This is a genomic window from Streptomyces ficellus (assembly GCF_009739905.1).
Taxonomy (GTDB): Bacteria; Actinomycetota; Actinomycetes; order Streptomycetales; family Streptomycetaceae; genus Streptomyces; species Streptomyces ficellus_A.
On the sequence record NZ_CP034279.1, the window covers coordinates 6558618 to 6577467 of the forward strand.

Below are 18850 nucleotides of genomic sequence, written 5' to 3' on the forward strand. Positions count from 1 at the left end.
CCCCGACACGGCGCGGCCAGATACGGACGGTCGTCCACGTACGACGGTGAACGCCCCGCGTCGCTCAGCCGCCGCCCGGGAGGCGCTCACGCGCTAACGCCAGACCTGTGTCTCCCAGCCGCATGCGCGGCAGACGACGCGCAGTCCTTTCAGGGCGCGTACAGGCGGGAAGAGGAGCACGCCCAGCACTCGGCCGGCGTCCGTGCGCAGCTTCCGGCTCATCGTGAACTGGCTGCGCAGGGCCTCGCGATAGGTGTCGCGGCGTACGACGGTGTCCGTGCCCCCGCAGCCTCTGCACCGGCGTGTGTGCGCCATGGTCCCCCCGAGCCCGCGCGGATCCGATGCCGCACCCCTTCCCCAGCCGGTGATCCCTACGCAGGGGGCGGGGCCGGGCCCCGCTCGCACGGTCGCCGTCCCGACCCGCCCGCACCTGGCCGTCAGGGCCGTTCGCCGGCGCGGCGCAGGGCGCGCAGGGCCTTCTGCCGGTGGCTGAGGGCCAGGTTCACCGAGTCGGGTTCGCCCGCGCGGCGGAAGTGGTCGGCTGCCTGGTCGTTGACGGTGACGGCCTCCTCGTACCGGCCCACGTCGACCAGGAGGCCGCCGAGGAGGAGCAGGGCCGCGCCCTTTCCCGTACCGTCCGAGGTCTCCCGGCAGATCCGCAGGTACCGCTCGAACGCGGGGACGGACTCCTCGTACCGGCGGAGGCCCACGGTCACGATGCCGAGCCGGAACAGGGCTTGGCCCTCGTTGCCGGTGTCCTGCCGGGCGCGGAACAGTTCCGCGGCGCGGCGGTAGGCGGGCGCGGCCTCCTGCGGCCGGCCCAACTGCTCCAGGAGCTGGCCGAGGTGGAGGTGGACCTGTGACTCCCGCTCGCGGTCGTCCGTCCGGGGGTAGACGGTGGCGGCCCGCCGGAGGGTGGTCACCGCCTCCTCGCTGCGGTTCAGCGCCCGCAGGGCGCGGCACAGGTTGAGGAGCGCGGAACCCTCCAGGTCGGGGAGGTCGACCGCCTCGAACAGCGCGACGGCCCTCCGGTACGTGGTGACGGCCTCCTCGTACCGGCGCTCCGCCATGAGCGTCTCGCCCTGACGGTAGAGGGTGAGGCCCTCGCCGCGCTGGTCGTCCGCGTCCCGGTACCGGACGGCGGCCCGCTCCACGGCGGCGGCGGACTCCACCCTCCGGCCCGCCGCGGCGAGGGCGTCGCCGAGCTGGTGCAGGGCTTCGGCCTCGGCGCGGCCGTCACCGGCCTCGCGGAAGAGGTCCACGGCCTCGGTGCAGACGGAGACGGCCTTCTTGGGCTTTCCCTGCCCGATCAGCGCCCGCCCGGTGACGGTGAGCGCCCGGGCCTCCCCGGTGCGGTCGCCGGACCGCCGGTGGATGCGGGCGGCGTGCCGGCCGGCGGTGACGGCCTCCTCGTACCGGCCCACGCGCGCGAGGGCTTCGGCGAGTTCGCCGTACGCCGCTCCCTCGCCCCGCACGTCCCCCGCCGCCCGGAGCGCGGCGACCGCCCGCTCGCGTGCGGTGACGACTTCCTCGACGCGCCCCAGCTCCAGGAGCACCGACGCGAGCCGGCCGAACAGTTCGGCCTCGGTGCCGTGTTCGCCGGCCGCGCGGTACTCGGCGGCGGCCCGCTCGCAGACGCTCACGGCGTCCGCGTGCCGGCCCTCGTAGACGAGGACGAGGGAGAGGCTGTGCAGCGCCGACCGCTCGCCGGCGCGGTCACCGGCCTCCCGGCTCACGGCGAGCTCCCGCTCGAACGCGGTGATCGCCTCGGCGGTCCGGTGCAGCTGGAAGAGATGGGTGCCCAGGCTGTGCAGCAGCGCCCCCTCGCGTGCGGGGTTGCCCACCTCGCGGTAACCGGCGGCGGCCTGTTCGCAGGCGGTGACGGCCTCCTCGTACCGCCCCGCTCCGGCCAGGGCCTCGCTGCGGTTGGCCAGCGCGTCGGCCTCGTGCCCGTGGTCACCGGTCTCGCGCAGCAGCGCGGCCGCCTTCCCGCAGGCGGTGGCCGCCTCCGCGTAACGGCCGGTCTTCGCACAGGCGTTGCCGAGGTTGATCAGTGCGAACGCCTCACCGGTGCGGTCGCCGAGCTCCCGGAAGGCCGCGGCGGCCTGAAGGGTGGCCGTGACGGCCTCGTCGTGGCGCTCGGTGCGCACCAGGGTGGTGCCGAGCCGGCTGAGCATCCGGGCCTCCTTGCCGCGCTCACCGGTCTCGTGGAAGAGGGCGGCCGAACGCTGGTAGGCGGCGATCGCCTCGTCGAGCCGGTCCGTCGCGTACAGGGCGTCGGCCAGGTTGCCGAGGGAGTCCGCCTCGCGGCCGTGGTCGCCGTTCTCGCGGTAGATGGCCGCGGCCTCCCGTGTGGGGGCGATGGACTCCTCGAACCGCCCCTGTCTGATGAGGGCGTTGCCGAGGTTGTGCAGCGGGACGCCCTCACGGCGGCCGCCACCCGTTCCGTCACCCGTTCCGTGGCCCGTTCCGTCACCTGTTCCGCCGGAATAAGCGGCGGTCCTCTGTTCGGCGAGGGCGGCGGCGCGCCGGCTGACGTCCGCGGCTTCGTCGAACCGCTTCGCGGCCGTCAGCGCGTTGCTCAGGTTGGTGAGCACCGCGATCTCGAAGAGCGGCTCGGTGGAGCCCCGGAAGATGGCCACGGAACGTTCACAGGCGGTGACGGCCTCGTCGGCGCGGCCGTCACCGGCCAGGGCGGTGCCGAGGTTGGTGAGCGCGGTGCCCTCCAGGACGATGTCACCGGTGTGGCGGAAATGGCCGGCGGCCCGGTCGAAGAGCGCGGCCGCGTCCCCGGTGCGCCGCATGCCCATCAGGGCATGGCCGGACTCGAGGAGCAGCTCCGCCGCGCGCCGGCGGTCACCGGTCCCGACGTGCACGAGCGCGGCCCGCTCCACGGCGGTGACGGCTTCCTCGAAACGCCCGAGGCGGGCCAGCGTCTGGCCGGTCTTGCCCAACAGGGCCGCCGTGTCCGTGAGTTCGGTGGCCGAGGCCGTCCCGTCCAGCTGCCGGTACAGCTCGGTCGCCTCGCGGGTGGCGGCGAGCGCCTCCTCCCGGACCCGGCCCGGGACCAGGGCCAGCCGGTGGCGTACGTCCGCGTGCTCGGGGAGGTCCACCGTAGGGTGGGCGAGCGCCAGCCGCCGGTACAGGTCGTCGGCCTCCCGCGTGACCGCGAGGGCGCGCTCCTCGTGGCCCAGGGCGAGGAGCCGGGTGCCGAGGTTGTTCAGGACCTTCGCCAGGTCGAGGCAGTGGGCGGCGAAGTCGGTCTCGGCCAGTTGCCGCTGGATGGCCACCGCCTCCTCGGCCGGGGCGAGGGCCTCCTCCCCGCGGCCCAGGTCCCCGAGGAAGGCTCCCAGGTTGATCAGCGCGGTGGTCAGGTCGGGCTGGTGGGCGGCGGGGTTCGCCTCCGCGAGCCCGCGGTACAGGTCGGTGGCCACCTCCGCGATCTCCAGACCCTCCTCGGAGCGGCCGGCCGCGCGCAGCGCGAGCCCGAGGTTGGCGAGCGACATGGCGAAGTGGTGCCGCTCGGCGTCGGGGTCGGCGTCGGAGAGGCGCCGGTACAGCTCCACGGCCTCTTCGGCGGCACCCAGGCCCTGCTCGACGCGGCCCGCGTCGAGCAGGCGCATGCCCAGGTTGTTGAGCAGTCCCGCCAGGTCGGGCCGGTACCCCGGGTCCGCTTCGCACAGGCGCCGGTACAGCCCGGCCGCCTCCTGCGTCACGGCCAGGGCCTCCTCGGTGCGGCCGTGCCGCGAGAGCCGGTTGCCGAGCCCCGCCAGCGAGTCCGCCAGCCGGTCCTGGTGGGCGGAGTCGGACGCGGCCAGGCGGCGGCTGATCGCCACCGACTCCTCGGCGAGGAACAGCGCCTCCTCCCAGCGGCCGGCGGCGGACAGCCGGTCGCCGAGCACGCTGAGGGCGTTCGCCAGCTGGGGCAGGTGTCCGGGGTCGCCCCCGGCGAGTTCACGGTGCAGCCGTACGGCCTCCTCGGCGGGCGGGACCGCCTGCTCCCGGCGCCCGGCGTTGGCCCGTCGCCACGCCAGCGTGCCGTAGAGCCAGGCGCGTTGAGCGAGGTCCGTGGTCGAGGCCAGGCGGTGCGCGATCAGGGTCTCGACGACGGCGAGGATCCCGCTGTCCAGGTCCGCGTGACGGCCCGAGGGCAGGTGCGACTCTACGGCCTCCAGCGCCGCGAGCAGGGACGGGGGGATGCGCTGCCGGGCCGCACCGCCTTGCTCGGCCGCGCCTCCTGTCCCGGCCGCACCTTCGGCCCCAGCCGCGCCTCCCTTGTCGGCGAGGGCCGCGAGCGCGGTCAGGGCGGGGCTGCCCGCCGCGATCGCGAGGCCGGGTTCGGCACGCAGCAGCGGGTAGAGCACCCGCTCGCCGATGTGGGCCCAGCGGTCGGCGGCGGACGCCAGGAACGTCACGGCGCGCGGGGACACCGTGGGCCGCAGCTCACCGTTCAGCAGGGCGGCAGGGACACCGCTCGTCCACGGGTCCGGGTCGTACGCGCTGACGTCGTGCCCGGGCGTGAGCAGGCCGAGGAAGTCCTCGGCGAGCCGGTCGGGATAGAGCGGCTCCAGGACCAGGTCGCGCTCGGAGGGCGGGTAGCAGAACCGGTGGTCCAGGAGGAGTTCCTGCGGATGGCCCGGCAGGTCCAGGGTCCGTAACGCCGCCAGCCCGGTGCCGTGGTCCACCGCACCGGTGAGGGCGGCGGTGAACACCGTCCTGGCCATGACCGCGGGCCGCGTCCGGTAGTCCTGCCCCTGCCCGCCGGCGTCGAACAGGCGTTGCCATGCCCGGTATTCGCGGTCCAGGAGGTACGCCGACAGTTCGTGCGGCTCCGCGAGGGACAGCCGCTTGCCGCGCGCCCGGGCGTCGACGGACACCAGGGCGGCCATGTGCAGGTTCAGCGTCAGGCCGAAGTCCCGGCGGCCGAGGGAGGCGGGCGGCTCGACGTCCGCCGGGTCCGGCAGGCCGTACAGGTCGCTCGCGCCGTACCGGTCCCGCGCGGCGGTGAACATCCGCAGCCGGTCCTCGTCCAGGGACGGCAGCAGCAGGTCACCGGCGTCGGCGCGACGGTCGGCGAGCTCACCGCGCAGGGCCGCGAACCAGCGGACCGTACGGCCGATCAGCAGGACGCGCGTGGGGCGCTGCTGGTGCAGCACCGGATCGGCCAGCAGGCGTTCCAGCTCGCTGTACGCCCAGCGGTCGGCGTAGTCGACGACGAGCAGCACACCGGCCCCGTCGGGAGACGGTGACGGCGCCGGGCCGGGCGGCCCGCCCCGGAAACCCGCCTGGAGGACGTCCCACCGCTCGGCCGCCGGCAGGCCGGGGCTCCGGGACAGCTCGGCGAACTCCGTGGCCAGCCGGGTCTTGCCCTGGCCGCCGGGCGCGTGGAGCAGCAGCACCGAAAGCCGTGCGTCCCGCGCGTCCCGCCACTGCCGCAGCCGCTCCAGCTCCGCCGTCCGGCCGATGAAGGGGACGACATGGCTCCGCGCGTCGAGGAGACGGCTGGGCTGGGCCATCAGCCACGCGGTGTCCGGGGCGGACGGGGCCGGTAACGCGTCGATCGTGGGCAGCCGCGTCCCGTAATAGTGGTTGACGGTCGCGGTCGCGTATGGGCCCTGGGCCGCCACCGCGCCGGCGGCGACGTGCTGCTCGTAGCGCGGCTCGGTCAAGACTCGCCGAACGGCGCCCGCGCCAGCGAACCACCGGGCCCGTAATGGTTGTTGTTGATGGTGATGCTGGCTCCCTGCCCCTGCGCGCCCGCGCCACCCTCGTGGATCACCTGGTTGTAGACGCCGCCGGCGGCCGACCGGTGGAGCGCCGCGTCGAGGGCCCGGATCTCGCCCTCGGCGCCGGGCCGGCCCGTCAGCAGCTCGCGCAGCAGCCCGGTGGACTCGGCCGACCGGTCGGCGTTCGCCTCCAGGGCCGCCCCGAGACGGGCCGCCCAGTCGTCGTGCGCCGCGCCCAGGGCGGACTCGTCGCCCCGCTCGTACGCGGCGAGGACGGTCGCCCGCGCCTGTTCCAGCTCGGCCCCGGCCCGGGCGGCCTCGTCGGCGCGCCCGATCCCGAGCAGGCGGACGAAGCCCTGCTTGGTGTGCCCCCACGCGTCCGTCGTCATCGCGGTGACGAGCGTGGTCGCGGCGGTGGCGGCGACAGCCGCGACAGCAGGATCCAAGACGATCTCCCCCTACAGAAGCACGGAACCACTCCTGGGGCACAAGTGTGCCACCGGGGGCCTCGTTTGATGGCGGGGTTCACGTCAACCGGCGTGCCCACTTCTGTGCGTCAGGCCGCGCGGTCCGGGTCACGCCGCCAGAACAGGTGGTGCGTCACGCCGCTCGGGCTGGGGACGACCTCCAGGTGGAACCGGTCGAGCAGCTCCTCGGGCGACTCCCACAGGCGCAGCCCGGAGCCGAGCCTCACCGGCGAGACGACCACGTGCAGGGTGTCGACGAGGCCGGCGTCCAGGAACTCCCGGACGGTGGTGACCCCGCCGCCCAGCCGGACGTCCTTGCCCCGCGCCGCCTCCCGCGCCCGTTCCAGGACCGCGGCCGGGTCGCCGCCGACGAAGTGGAACGTGGTGTCGGAGAGCGTGAACGACGGCCGCTCGTGGTGGGTCATCACGAACACCGGTGTGTGGAACGGGGGTTCGTCGCCCCACCAGCCGCGCCACTCGTGGTCGTGCCACGGCCCGCGCTGGGGGCCGAACTTGTTGCGGCCCATGATCTCGGCACCGATGTGGTGCGCGAAGTCCCGCGTGAAGTAGTCGTCGAGGCCCCGGCTGCCCCCGGGCTCGGTGCGCATGGGCCAGCTCGCCGTGGCTCCGGCCCAGGCGAAGAGGGCGGCCGGATCGACCGTGTGGCCGAACGGACGCTCGAGGCTCTGGTCCTCACCGGCCCCGATCCCGTCACTGGAGACGGTGAAGTTCTGGACTCTCAGCAGCTGAGCCACGGGCTCCTCCTCTGCGGTCGACGACGCTGGTATGACGGCCCGGGCCACCAGAACTCATCGCCGCGACCGAGATCGCGACCGAGAGCGAGATCGCGACCGGTGGGTCAGCGGCCCGCCCGGCGGAAGCCGAGGAGCGCCCGTAGGCGGGTGACGTCGACGGGCTCGTCCTCCGGCAAGTGGAGGAAGTGTTCCACCTGCCAGGCCTGGGTCCTGCGGGCCTGGCCACTGGTTGTGACCACCCACGGAGGATAGACACGGAACGCCCGCTTCCCGCCGCATCCGTCCGTCGACACGACGCCCCGCTCCCGGAGGACCTCGCGCGGAAACACGAACTGCCCGAAGCGCTCGCCCTGCCGCGTGCTGACGACGAAGAGGTCCACGGGGTCGGCCGCGTCGAACGGCTGGATCGGCCCGCCCGTGGACCTCCTCCACACGGTGACGAACTGGCCGGCCTTGGTCGGCGTCGTCCTGGCCACGCGGAACCTGACCGCGAGGCCGTCCAGCGTGAACGCGCACGCCCCGTACTCGGCGCTCTCCGCCTCGGGCACCGGCTGCGAACAGGTGAGCCCGCTCGCCTCGTACGCCACTTCCATCGCCCTCAGCAGATCACCGGGGACACCCGGCCCGGACGACCGGGGACCGGGTGCGGGTGCGGGTGCGTCGTGTTCCGCCGGCGTCTCGTGCAGCGCGCTCATTCCCGCATCCTGTCAGATGTCGAACGTGTGAGCGAAAGTGCGCCCGACGAGCAGTGCGTCGCGTTCAGGACGCCGGTGCGGCCGGGTGCCACGGTGCGTCCGGTCGGGTGGGACGCGCTGCGGCGGCAAGTCGCAGGGCGTACACCGGCCGGTCGGTGCCGCCGGGGACCGGGCCGAGGTAGGTGTGGCCGGTCATGTGGCACCAGGCCGGCAGGTCGAGTGGGGCGGCGGGGTCGGTGGCGATGATGTGGACGACCGTGCCCGGGGCGGCGCCGTCGATCTGCCTGCGTAGTCGCAGCAGGAGGGTGACGCACAGCAGGCCGGTGCCGTCGACGGTGATGTCCGCCGTGTGGGAGGGAGTTGCGGTCATCGGGGCGGGGTCTGGGTGACGCGCCACAGACGGCGGGGCAGGTCGCCCTCCTCGAAGGCGTGGACCTGGTCGAGAGTCCAGCCGTCGGCGAGGGCGTCGACCAGTTCGCGGCCGAAGAAGTGGACGGCGAAGCCGCCGTGCTCGTAGATGTCGTCGCCGTGCGCGGTGCCGGCGCCGTAGTGGGCGTCGCCGGTGTGCCGCACGGTGTAGACGAAGGTCCCGCCGGGCCGCAGAACCCGGCGGATCTCACCGACCAGGCCGTGGAGCTCCTTCGTCGACAGCGCCATGCACAACAGCATGTGCGCGAAGACCGCGTCCACCGAGGTGTCCGGCAGCGGCAGCGGCTCGCGCACGTCGTGCACCGCGGTGGCCACTCGCTCCTCCACGCCCTGGGAGCGGGCGGCGTCGCGCAGCTGCTCCAGCCCGACGGGACTGAAGTCGGTCGCCCGGACGGTGAAGCCCTCGCGGGCGAAGAACAGCGCGTCCCGGCCGTGCCCGGCACCCAGCTCCAGCACGTCGCGGGCCCCCGCGGCACGGAACACGGTGGCGGCGTGGACGGCGGGCTCGGACGGGTCCTCGCCGTACATGCCCGGGTGGGCGGCGTAGGTGTCCTGCCAGTGCCGCCGCTGGACCTCGGTCAGCCCCTGCTCGTCCGCCACGGTCTCTCCTCGCTCCTGCCGCGTCCGCGGTCAGCCTATAGGTGGTGTCACCCGGTCCGGTGAGACCGGCCGTTTGCCGATGCCGGGGACGAACCGTCCGGTCCGGGCGGTGTAGGCGCCGTAGGCATCCGGGTGGATGGCCGACAGGTAGGGCTCCTCGACGACGCGGACCTGCACCTGAACGGCGGTCACCAGGGCGATCAGCCCGAGGGCGGCGATCCAGTTCGGGACCATCAGCGCCAGGCCCGCGGCCGTGCAGACCATGGCGGTGAAGACCGGGTTGCGTACGTGGGCGAACAGGCCGCCGGTGACCAGCGTGGTGCGCTCGGCCGCGTCCACTCCGACCCGCCACGAGGCGCCCATGTTCGTCTGGGCGGCCAGCGTGAACGCCATGCCGGTCACCGTGAGCAGCAGGCCCGCCCCGCGTACCGTCACGTCGCCGGTGCCGGGCAGGCCGGGCAGACCGGCCAGGGCCGCGGCCGGGGCGGCCGCTCCGACGAGGAGGGCGGTGAGGAACAGGACCCCCGCCCACCAGGAAGCCGTGCCGGGGCGGCCGGAGGCACCCCGGAACCCCGCGTCACCGGTGCGGCGCCGCTGCACGGCGGCCCGGACCCCGAAAGCCGTGCCCGCCCAGGCGAGGTAGAGGGTGAGTGCCGTCCAGGCCCACGCGTTCACCGCCCGCTCCCCGTGCCCGGGACGCAGCAGGCGCTTCCCGGCTCGCAGCCGTACGCGGAAGCCGTCGCGCCCACGGCGGCCGGGGCCGGGGCGTGGGGGGAAGGGGCGCAACAGCCCTTGCCCTGCCAGGCGTTGCGCCCTTCCCGGACCGCGATGGCGGCGATCACGAGCGCGGCGACGGGGTCGGCCCACGACCAGCCGTGGGTGGCGTTGAGGACGAGGCCGGCGAGGAGCACGGCGGACAGGTAGGTGCACAGCAGGGTCTGCCGGGAGTCGGCGACCGCACTGACGGATCCGAGTTCGCGCCCTGCGCGGCGCTGCGCGGCGGACAGGAACGGCATGACCGCCAATGACAGGGCGGCGATGACGATCCCGGGAGCGGAAACCTCCGCGTCACCGGTGCCGGACAGGGCGCGGATCGCGTCGACGGCGACATAGGCGGCCAGGGCGAAGAAGGAGACGGCGATGATCCGCAACGTGGTCCTCTCCCGCCCCTCGCGCGTCACGTGGTCGGGGGCGGAGAACTGCCAGGCGACCGCCGCTGCGGAGGAGACCTCGACGACCGAGTCGAGCCCGAAGCCGATCAGCGCCGTGGAGGAGGCCAGGGAGCCGGCGGTGAGCGCGACGACCGCCTCGACGACGTTGTACGTGGTGGTCGCGGCGACCAGCAGGCGTATGCGGCGGGTGAGGGCGTCACGGCGAGCCGGGGAAGGCCCCAGTGCCATCGCGGTCATCAGCAGCAGCCCTTCTCCGTGGCGTCCGGGCAGGTCTTGTCCGCCTCGACGGCGACCACCGCACCGCGCAGGTCGAGCAGCGCATGCCCCAGACGTTCGTCGGCGAGCTCGTAGCGGGTGCGGCGCCCGTCCGGGACCGTGACGACCAGACCGCAGTCGCGCAGGCAGGCCAGGTGGTTGGACAGCCGGGTGCGGGAGATGCCGAGCGCGTCGGCGAGGTCGGCGGGGTAGGCGGGCGCCTCCCCGAGAGTCAGCAGGATGCGGCAGCGGATCGGATCGGCGAGCGCCCGGCCGAACCGGGCCAGCACCTCGATGTCGGAAGCAACGGTCAGCACATCGCGACAGTACACGGCATTCTGAATTCAGGGAATCGTGGATAATCGGCTCCGGTGGCCGGTGGCCGGTGGCCGGTGGCCGGTGGCCGGTGGCCGACGGACGGCGGCCCCGGCCGGACGCCGTCCGGCCGGGGTGTCAGACCACCTCCGACTCGAAGGTGCGCAGCAGGTCGGCGGCGACGCTCACCGCGATGGTCGCGGGTTCCTTGCCGGTGACGTCGGCCAGCCCGATCGGGGTCTTGATCCGGTCGATGACGGCCTCATCGTGTCCGCCCTCGGTGGCGAGGCGCTTGCGGAACCGCCCCCACTTGGCCGCCGAGCCGATCAGGCCGACGGAGCCGAGGCCCGGCGTGCGCAGGGCGGCGTCGCACAGGGCGGCGTCCTCGGCGTGGTCATGCGTCATGATCAGAACGTGCGTGCCGGGCGGCAACTCCTCCAGCACCTCCTCGGGCAGCAGCGGCGTGTGGTGGACGTGCACCTGCGCCACCGCGTCGGCCAGCACGCCGAGCCGCTCCGCCGCGAGGACGTCGGCGCGGCTGTCGACCAGGTGGAGGTCGAGGTCCTGACGCGCCAGGATGCGGGCCAGCTCCAGCCCGACGTGCCCGACGCCGAAGACCGCCACCGCCCGCACCACCGGCAGGGGTTCCAGCAGCACCGTGACGGTCCCGCCGCAGCACTGGACGCCGTGCTGGTTGGTCACCTTGTCGTTCAGGGCGAAATCGATCAGCTCCGGCTCCCGTTTCGACGCGGTGATCATCTCCCGGGCCCGGTCGACCGACACGGCCTCGACGTTGCCGCCGCCGATGGAGCCCCACGTCGCGCTCCGCCCCACGACGAGCTTCGCTCCGGCGTCGCGCGGGGCATGGCCGCGCACGGCCGCGACGGTCACGAGCACGCCGGGCTCCCGGCGTGCCCGCAGCCGTGCGACCGCGGCGACCCACGCCATGTCAGGCACCGCTCAGCGCTTCGGCACCGGTACGGCCCCCTCCGCCGGAGGCGGCTTCCCGGCCCGCGTCACCGGTTCCGGAGCCCTCGGCGTGACCGGCCCGGGAGGGCGCGCCGCCCCGGCGGGCGGACTCGATCGCCCAGTACACCGCCTCCGGCGTCGCGGGCGACGCCAACTCGACGGACACCCCGCCCGGTCCGAACGCGGCGGCGGCCTGCCGCAGCGCCTCCCGCACCGAGAACGCCAGCATCAGCGGCGGCTCGCCCACCGCCTTGGACCCGTACACCGCGCCCTCCTCGGCGGCGTTCCGCAGCAGCGTGACGTTGAACTCCTCGGGCATCTCCGAGAAGCTCGGCAGCTTGTACGTGCTCGCCGCCTGGGTCAGCAGCCGGCCGCGGTTCGGCCCGTCGCCGTCGTCCCAGCGCATGTCCTCGAGCGTCAGCCAGCCCGCGCCCTGCACGAAACCACCCTCGACCTGACCGATGTCGATCATCGGGGACAGGCTGTCGCCGACGTCGTGCACGATGTCCACCCGCCGGATGCGGTACGCCCCGGTGAAGCCGTCCACCTCCACCTCCGCCGCGGCGGCGCCGTGGGCGAAGTACTTGAACGGCGAACCCCTGAACGTCTTCGCGTCCCAGTGCAGGCCCTCGGTCCGGTAGAAGCCGGCCGCCGACAACTGGACCCGCTGGAAGTACGCGGTGCGCACCAGGTCGTCCCAGGCCAGCTCCGCGTCGTTGCCCAGGGCGCGCGCGACGCCCTCGACGATGCGTACGTCCGAGGCGTTCGACCCCAGCTGCGTGGCGGCCACCTGGAGCAGCCGTCCGCGCAACTGCTCGCAGGCGTTCTTGACCGCCGCCCCGTTGAGGTCCGCACCGGCGCTGGCGGCGGTGGCGGAGGTGTTGGGGACCTTGTCGGTCCGGGTCGGGGCCAGCCGCACCTTGTGCAGCGGGATGCCCAGCGTGGTCGCGGCCACCTGGAGCATCTTGGTGTGCAGCCCCTGGCCCATCTCGGTGCCGCCGTGGTTGATGAGGACCGAGCCGTCCTTGTAGATCAGGACCAGCGCCCCGCCCTGGTTGAAGGCGGTGAGGTTGAAGGAGATCCCGAACTTGAGGCCGGTGACCGCCAGCGCCCGCTTGGTGTGCGGGTGCGTGGCGTTGAAGGCGGCGATCTCGCGCTCGCGGTCCGCGACGCCGGCGTTCTCGCGTACCTGCCACCAGACCGCGGAGATGCGTTCCGGCTGGACGACGGGCTGCCCGTACGGTGTCGACTGGCCGCGCTGGTAGAAGTTGCGTTCCCGCAGCTCCGCCGGGTCCAGGCCGAGCAGCGGCGCGCACCGGCCCATGATGTCCTCGATCACCAGCATGCCCTGGGGGCCGCCGAAGCCGCGGAAGGCGGTGTTGGAGACCTTGTTGGTCCGGGCGATGCGACCGGCGATGCGCGCGTTGGGAAGCCAGTACGTGTTGTCGATGTGGCACAGCGCCCGGGCCACCACCGGCTCCGACAGGTCCAGGCTCCAGCCGCCGTCCGCGGTCAGGGTGGCGTCGAGGGCCCGGATGCGGCCGTCGGCGTCGAAGCCGATCTTCCACTGGGCGTGGAACCCGTGCCGCTTGCCGGACATGGTGAGGTCCTGCGTGCGGTTGAGCCGCACCCGGACCGGCCGGCCCGTCAGCCTGGCGCCGAGCGCGGCGACGGCCGCGAAGCCGTGCGGCTGCATCTCCTTGCCGCCGAAGCCGCCGCCCATCCGCAGGCACTGCACGGTCACCTCGTGGCTGTGCAGGCCCAGGACGTGCGCCACGATCTCCTGGGTCTCCGACGGGTGCTGGGTGCTGCTCTGCACGAACACCTGCTCCGCCTCGTCGACATGAGCCAGCGCCGCATGCGTCTCCAGGTAGAAGTGTTCCTGGTCGGAGAACTGGAACTCGCCGGTGAACACGTGCGCGGAGTCGGCGAAGCCGGCGTCGACGTCGCCCGTCTCCATCACGGGCCGGGCACCGTGGAAGCTGCCGGCCGCGATCGCGTCCCGCAGCGTGACGACGGCGGGCAGTTCGTCGAGTTCCACCTCGACGGCCGCCGCCCCGAGCCGGGCCGCCTCCAGCGTCTCGGCGAGCACCCAGGCGACCGCGTGACCGTGGAACATGACCACGCCGGGGAAGAGCGGTTCGTCGTGCTTCATCCCGGCGTCGTTGACACCCGGCACGTCGGCGGCGGTCAGCACCCGGACCACCCCGGGCACGGCGAGCGCCGGCTCGGTGCGCAGCGCGGTGATCCTGCCGTGCGCCCGCATCACCTGGACCGGATAGGCGTGCAGGACGTCCTTGGTGCGGTGGACCAGGTCGTCGGTGTAGAGGGCGGTCCCGGTGACGTGCTGGACGGCGCTCTCGTGCGGCAGGGGGAGCCCGACGACGGACTTCTCGGGGCGCTCGGACAACTGGCTCATGACGACACCGCCTCGGTGGTTCGGGCGTACAGCTTCAGCAGGCTCTGGCCGAGCATCGCGGAGCGGTACTCGGCGCTGGCCCGGTGGTCGTTCATCGGTGTGCCCTGGGCCCGCAGCACCTCGGCCGCGGCCTCGACGGTCTCCGCCGTCCAGGCCCGGCCCTCCAGGGCGGTCTCGGTGGCCATGGCCCGGATCGGCGTGGCGGCCACGCCGCCCAGCCCGATGCGCGCCTTGCGGACGATCCCGTCCTCGACGTCGAGCGCGAAGGCGACGGCCACGCTGGAGATGTCGTCGAAACGCCGCTTGGCGATCTTGTGGAAGGCCGTGACCGGCGAGAGCGGAAGCGGGACGCGCACCGAGCGGATCAGCTCGCCGGGCCGGCGCACGCTCTGCCGGTAGCCGGTGAAGTAGTCGGCGAGGGGGACCTCCCGCTCACCGTCGGCGTCGGCGAGCACCACCGACGCCTCCAGCGCCAGCAGGACCGGCGGACTGTCACCGATGGGGGAGCCGGTGCCCAGGTTGCCGCCGAGCGTCGCACCGTTGCGGATGAGCCGGGACGCGAACTGCGGGAACAACTCGGCCAGCAGCGGCACGGCGCCGTGGAGACGGCGCTCGATCTCGGTGAGCGTCATGGCCGCCCCGATCTCGATGTGGTCGGATCGGGTCCGCAGCTCCCGCAGTTCGGGCAGCCGGTCCACGGCGACCACGCAATGCGCCCGCCGGGAGCGGATGTTGACCTCCACGCCCCAGTCGGTGGAACCGGCGACCACCACCGCGTCGGGCCGCTCGCGCAGCAGCCGGAGCGTCTCCGCGAGGGTGTCCGTGCGTACGAACTCGCCGCCGTCCCCGGCGTACCGGGTGGCGACCGGCGCGGGCGGCGCCTGCTCGCGGCGCCGCGCCAGCGGGTCCTCGCCGGTGGGCGCCCCGACGGCGAACGCGGCGTCGCGGATCGGGCGGTAGCCGGTGCACCGGCACAGGTTCCCGCTCAGCGCGTGCAGGTCGAAGCCGTTGGGTCCGTGCTCGGGATCGGTGCCGGTGGTGCTGTTGGTACTGCTGCCGACGGTGCCGGTGGTGCCGTCGGCCGTGCTGACGGCGGTGTCGTCGCCGGTGGCAGCGGTGTCGCCGTCGGGGGTGGCGTGCGCGCAGCGGTCGGGCCGGTAGTACTCGGCGGCCATGCTACAGACGAACCCCGGTGTGCAGTACCCGCACTGGGAGCCGCCACGGACCGCCATCTCCCGCTGCACCGGGTGCAGTTCGGGCGCCGTGCCGGGTGCGCCGGCGGTGGCGAGCCCCTCGGAGGTGACGACCTCCTGGCCGTCGAGCGCCGCGACCGGGACCAGGCAGGCGTTGACCGCCACCCAGTCGGTCGGCTTGTTCACCCCCGGACGGGCCACCAGGACCGAACAGGCACCGCATTCACCCTCGGCGCAGCCCTCCTTGGTGCCGGTCAGGCCGCGCTCGCGCAGGAAGTCCAGCACGGTGGTGTGCGGAGCGGCCGGTGAGATCGGTGTGTCCTCGCCGTTGACCGTGATCCGCGCCCCTACCATGACGGGCCCTCGTTCCGGTGGGCGACGGGTCGGTTCATCATGTTCGCCAATGTCAGGCAGCTTTCTGTGTGCGGACGCGCCACGTCGGAGCGGTCGACGCCAAACGGCGCGGGCGCGGAACGGCGTGGACACGAAACGGCGTGGGACGCGACAACGGCACGTGGCAGCGACGTACCGGAGACGGTGGTGGGAAACCCGAGACGTGCCACGAACGGGCACGCGTGAGAACGGCGTGTCAGCAGCCGTGTGCGATACGACCCGGCACCCAGACCGTGCGCTGAGCCTGGCGACCGAGGTCGGAGATGGCGTACATCCGCTGGTCGCCCCCTTTCGGTGCTCACGGGCCGGTCGTCATGGGTGAGGTCCTACGGCAACGTAATGGCCGCGGCCACCGGGGTCAAGACATGGACGGCGCCTCACGAATCCCTGTGCATCAACCGGCACGACCTGGGTAGTCGGAACCGTGGCGGTCAGGAAGCGGCCCCTCCTACAGGCATACCCAGGAGTCCGCGTTGCTGTTTCCGTGCCACCGCCCCAGCGTCGATCAGCTTCTGATCGAGATCCACGATGTGATCGACCTGCCCGACGAAGAGCCCGCCGAGCGGGCTCTGGCGTCCCTGATCGCCGGCTCCGGCGTACGAACGGTCCTCGTCGACCTGCGTACGCCCCTGGTCACCGGCGGCATGGTCGCCATGCTGCTGCGCCTGCGGGCGGCCGCCCACGCCCGGGGCGCCACGCTGGCCGTCGTCGCCCGCCGCCCGCTCGCCCGCAAGGTCTTCCGTATCTGCGGGGCGCACCGCACCCTGCGGGTGTCGGCCACCCTGTCAGGGGCACGGGCCGTCACGCGCGGGTGCCACCACGACCCCGCCCTGCCCGCCCAGCGCGAGCGGGGCGCGGGCGAGGTCCGGTTCCACGGCACGCGCCGCTGAGTCCACCGGGACGACAGCGCCCACCGGGACGGCAACGCCCGCGTGGCCGGCGCCCGTGGGGCCCGCGCCCACGTTCCGCGATCGTCATGCGTCCGGCCGAACAGGTCCTACAGTATGGGCGTGAACGAGGAGATCCCCGAGCTCATCGCCGGACGCTACCTGCTGGTCGAGCAGATCGGCCAGGGCGGCATGGGCCGCGTCTGGCGGGGCGTCGACCAGCAGCTCTTCGGGCGCGAGGTCGCCATCAAGGAGATCGTCTTCCCCCCGGGCATGGACGAGGGCGACCGCGCCACGCTGCTCCGGCGATTCACCGGCGAGGCCCGCGCGGCGGTCACCCTCAGCCATCCGGGGATCATCACCATCCATGACGTCGCGGAACACGACGGCGCCCCTCTCATCGTCATGGAGTTCATCCGCGGGCAGTCCCTCGCCGCCGCGATCCGCGAGCAGGGCCGGCTGTCCGTGCGGCGGGTGGCGGAGATCGGCTCCGCCATGCTCGACGCCCTCGCGGAGGCCCACGCCGCGCGGATCGTCCACCGTGACATCAAGCCGGACAACGTGCTGCTGGGCAAGGACCGCGTCGTCCTCACGGACTTCGGCATCGCCCACCTCGCCGACGCCACGACCAAGCTCAGCCACAGCGGGATCGTCATCGGCACGCCGCAGTACATGCCGCCGGAGCAGTTGGAGGGCAAGCGCCCGACACCCGCCAACGACCTGTGGGCACTCGGCGCCACGCTCTACCACGCCGTCGAGGGGCGGCCGCCGTTCGACGCCGAGGGGCTGCACGCCCTCGCCATCGCCGTCTTCACCCGCCCCCACCGGCCGCCCGTCCAGGCCGGCCCGCTGACACCCGTACTGGACGCGCTTCTCGCCAAGGACCCGGCGCAGCGCGCGAGCGCCGCCGAGGCCGCCGAACTCCTCGGCGCGGTCCTGCGCGGCACCGGGCCGGGACCGGAACCAGTGCCGGTACCGGAACAAGGGGCCGATCCCGCGCCGGTGCCCCTGCCGGAGGCTCCGACGCAGCCGGCACCCACCCCGACGGAACCGGATCCGCGACCGCTGCCCGAGCGGTCGTCCGAGCAGTCCTCCCTGACCCCCACCACCCCCGACGGCTCACGCCACCCGGTGGCGGACGGGCAGCCCGGCACACCACCCGCCACGACCGCCCCGGCGACCACACCCGTGCCCGAGTCCGTACCCGGGTCTGTGCCTCCGGCCGAGGAAGTGGTCTCGATCGGCGGGGCGGACCGCGATCGGCGGAGCGCGGGGACCGCCGGCCGGCGGCGTACCCTCACGCAGCGGTCCGGCGTCCTGGCCGTCGCCCTGGCGACCCTCGCCGCCGGCTCCGTGCTGACCTGGAAGCTGACCGGGGACGAGCCGGCCGGGGGCGGGGGGAAGGCGGGTGCCGGCGGTGCGGGGGGCAACGGCTCCGGGGCGTCCTCCACCACGGTCGTGATCGGTGTGGACGCGCCGCTCAGCGGTGACCTGTCGTTCCTCGGTGCCGGCATCAAGCACTCCGCCGACCTGGCCGTGAAGACCGCCAACCAGAAGCGTCATGTGCCCGGTGTGACGTTCGAGGTCAAGGCCCTGGACGACGAGGCGCTGCCGACGGCGGGGCAGCGGAACGCCGAGCGGTTCATCGCCGACGACAAGGTGCTCGGTGTCGTCGGACCACTCAACTCCGCCGTCGCCCATTCCATGCTGGAGCCGCTCGAACGGGCGAAACTGGTCAACGTCTCGCCCGCCAACACCAGCCCCGTCCTGACGCACGGCTTCGACTGGGCCAAGGGCACCAAGTCCCGCCAGTCCACGACCTACTTCCGTACCGTGGCCACCGACGTGGACCAGGGCCCGTTCGCCGCCCGGTACCTGTACCGGGACGCCGGGAAGCGGAAGGTCTTCGTCGTCGACGACAACACCTCCTACGGCACCGGGCTCACCGCCGGGTTCAGGAGCGGGTTCACCGCGCTCGGCGGGAGGGTCGTCGGCGCGGACCACGTGGCCCCCGAGGACGGCGAGTTCTCCGCCCTCGCCGCGAAGGTCCGGGCCTCGGGCGCCGACGCCGTGTACTTCGGCGGCTACTACACCACCGCGGCGCCGCTCTCCCGGCAGCTCAAGGAGGCCGGCGCGAACATCCCCCTGATGGGCGGCGACGGCATCTTCGACCCGCAGTACACCGAGACCAACGACCGCGCCGAGGGCGACCTGGCCACCGGCATCGGCGCGCCCGCCGAGGACCTCCCGGGCGGGCGGGACTTCCTCTCCCGGTACCGGGCGGCCGGCTATCCGGACGAGGCCGGCGCGTACGGTGCCTACGCCTACGACGCGACCTGGGCCGTCATCGAGGCGGTGAAGGCCGTCGCGGCGGCCCACGGCGGCTCCCTCCCCGCGAACGCCAGGGCACGGACGGCCGAGGCGGTGGCGGGTGTGGCGTTCGACGGTGTCACCGGGCGCGTCGCCTTCGACGAGTACGGCGACACGGTCAACCGCCGGCTCACCGTGCACGCGGTGAAGGGCGGCGACTGGAAGAGCGTCAAGAGCGGCCCGCACACCCCCTGACCCCCGGTAC

General features: G+C 73.7%; 15 protein-coding genes and 1 pseudogene. 3 read left to right on the forward strand and 13 right to left on the reverse strand.

The genetic code is table 11. The features are described 5' to 3' along the window. Positions 1–93: 93 nt before the first annotated feature. From EIZ62_RS29510 to EIZ62_RS29570, 13 genes are all read right to left on the reverse strand, one after another. Entirely contained in the window at positions 94–315 is a 222-nt protein-coding gene (locus EIZ62_RS29510; RefSeq protein ID WP_156695713.1) for a hypothetical protein, read from the reverse strand. A gap of 122 nt (positions 316–437) precedes the next feature. Further along, the gene (locus EIZ62_RS29515) at positions 438–5669 is read right to left on the reverse strand and encodes a tetratricopeptide repeat protein (RefSeq protein WP_156695714.1); all 5232 of its coding nucleotides are present in this window, start codon (positions 5667–5669) and stop codon (positions 438–440) included. After that, positions 5666–6172 (reverse strand): hypothetical protein, encoded by a 507-nt coding sequence (locus tag EIZ62_RS29520; RefSeq protein WP_156695715.1) that lies wholly within the window; start codon positions 6170–6172, stop codon positions 5666–5668. The genes EIZ62_RS29515 and EIZ62_RS29520 overlap by 4 nt, the downstream gene beginning before the upstream one ends. 110 nt (positions 6173–6282) lie before the next feature. Next, positions 6283–6948, reverse strand: a complete 666-nt coding sequence (locus EIZ62_RS29525; protein WP_156695716.1) for a dihydrofolate reductase family protein — start codon at positions 6946–6948, stop codon at positions 6283–6285. A gap of 104 nt (positions 6949–7052) precedes the next feature. After that, the gene (locus EIZ62_RS29530) at positions 7053–7541 is read right to left on the reverse strand and encodes a MepB family protein (protein ID WP_208828281.1); all 489 of its coding nucleotides are present in this window, start codon (positions 7539–7541) and stop codon (positions 7053–7055) included. Between the two features lie 166 nt (positions 7542–7707). Next, a complete protein-coding gene (locus EIZ62_RS29535) occupies positions 7708–8013 on the reverse strand; it encodes a sulfurtransferase TusA family protein (protein WP_156695718.1) in 306 nt (101 codons plus the stop codon). Next, positions 8010–8672 carry a class I SAM-dependent methyltransferase gene (locus EIZ62_RS29540; RefSeq protein WP_156695719.1) on the reverse strand — a complete coding sequence of 221 codons (663 nt, stop codon included), beginning with the start codon at positions 8670–8672 and terminating at the stop codon, positions 8010–8012. Before EIZ62_RS29540 ends, EIZ62_RS29535 begins: the two co-directional genes overlap by 4 nt. A 30-nt stretch (positions 8673–8702) precedes the next feature. Beyond that, positions 8703–9347 carry a methyltransferase family protein gene (locus tag EIZ62_RS29545; RefSeq protein WP_156695720.1) on the reverse strand — a complete coding sequence of 215 codons (645 nt, stop codon included), beginning with the start codon at positions 9345–9347 and terminating at the stop codon, positions 8703–8705. Continuing rightward, positions 9344–10081 (reverse strand): cation efflux transmembrane domain-containing protein, encoded by a 738-nt coding sequence (locus EIZ62_RS29550; protein WP_156695721.1) that lies wholly within the window; start codon positions 10079–10081, stop codon positions 9344–9346. The genes EIZ62_RS29545 and EIZ62_RS29550 overlap by 4 nt, the downstream gene beginning before the upstream one ends. Then, positions 10081–10416 carry an ArsR/SmtB family transcription factor gene (locus EIZ62_RS29555; RefSeq protein ID WP_156695722.1) on the reverse strand — a complete coding sequence of 112 codons (336 nt, stop codon included), beginning with the start codon at positions 10414–10416 and terminating at the stop codon, positions 10081–10083. Before EIZ62_RS29555 ends, EIZ62_RS29550 begins: the two co-directional genes overlap by 1 nt. Before the next feature lie 136 nt (positions 10417–10552). Then, positions 10553–11362, reverse strand: coding sequence for a xanthine dehydrogenase accessory protein XdhC (gene xdhC / locus EIZ62_RS29560; RefSeq protein WP_156695723.1), 810 nt, complete (start codon positions 11360–11362; stop codon positions 10553–10555). Position 11363: 1 nt separating this feature from the next. Beyond that, positions 11364–13802 carry a xanthine dehydrogenase molybdopterin binding subunit gene (gene xdhB, locus EIZ62_RS29565; RefSeq protein ID WP_156695724.1) on the reverse strand — a complete coding sequence of 813 codons (2439 nt, stop codon included), beginning with the start codon at positions 13800–13802 and terminating at the stop codon, positions 11364–11366. Next, complete coding sequence (locus EIZ62_RS29570; protein ID WP_156695725.1) at positions 13799–15349, reverse strand: xanthine dehydrogenase small subunit; 1551 nt, start codon at positions 15347–15349, stop codon at positions 13799–13801. The genes xdhB and EIZ62_RS29570 overlap by 4 nt, the downstream gene beginning before the upstream one ends. Positions 15350–15861: 512 nt before the next feature. On the opposite strand from EIZ62_RS29570, the gene EIZ62_RS29575 reads away from it, so the two are divergent. The 3 genes and pseudogenes from EIZ62_RS29575 to EIZ62_RS32995 all read left to right on the forward strand — a co-directional run bounded on the left by EIZ62_RS29575 (position 15862) and on the right by EIZ62_RS32995 (position 18840). Next, the gene (locus tag EIZ62_RS29575; protein WP_156695726.1) at positions 15862–16278 is read left to right on the forward strand and encodes an STAS domain-containing protein; all 417 of its coding nucleotides are present in this window, start codon (positions 15862–15864) and stop codon (positions 16276–16278) included. Positions 16279–16392: 114 nt separating this feature from the next. After that, a pseudogene (locus tag EIZ62_RS32990) lies at positions 16393–17181 on the forward strand (serine/threonine-protein kinase); the annotation flags it as partial. A gap of 447 nt (positions 17182–17628) precedes the next feature. Continuing rightward, entirely contained in the window at positions 17629–18840 is a 1212-nt protein-coding gene (locus EIZ62_RS32995) for a branched-chain amino acid ABC transporter substrate-binding protein (protein ID WP_425281889.1), read from the forward strand. Positions 18841–18850: the final 10 nt, after the last annotated feature.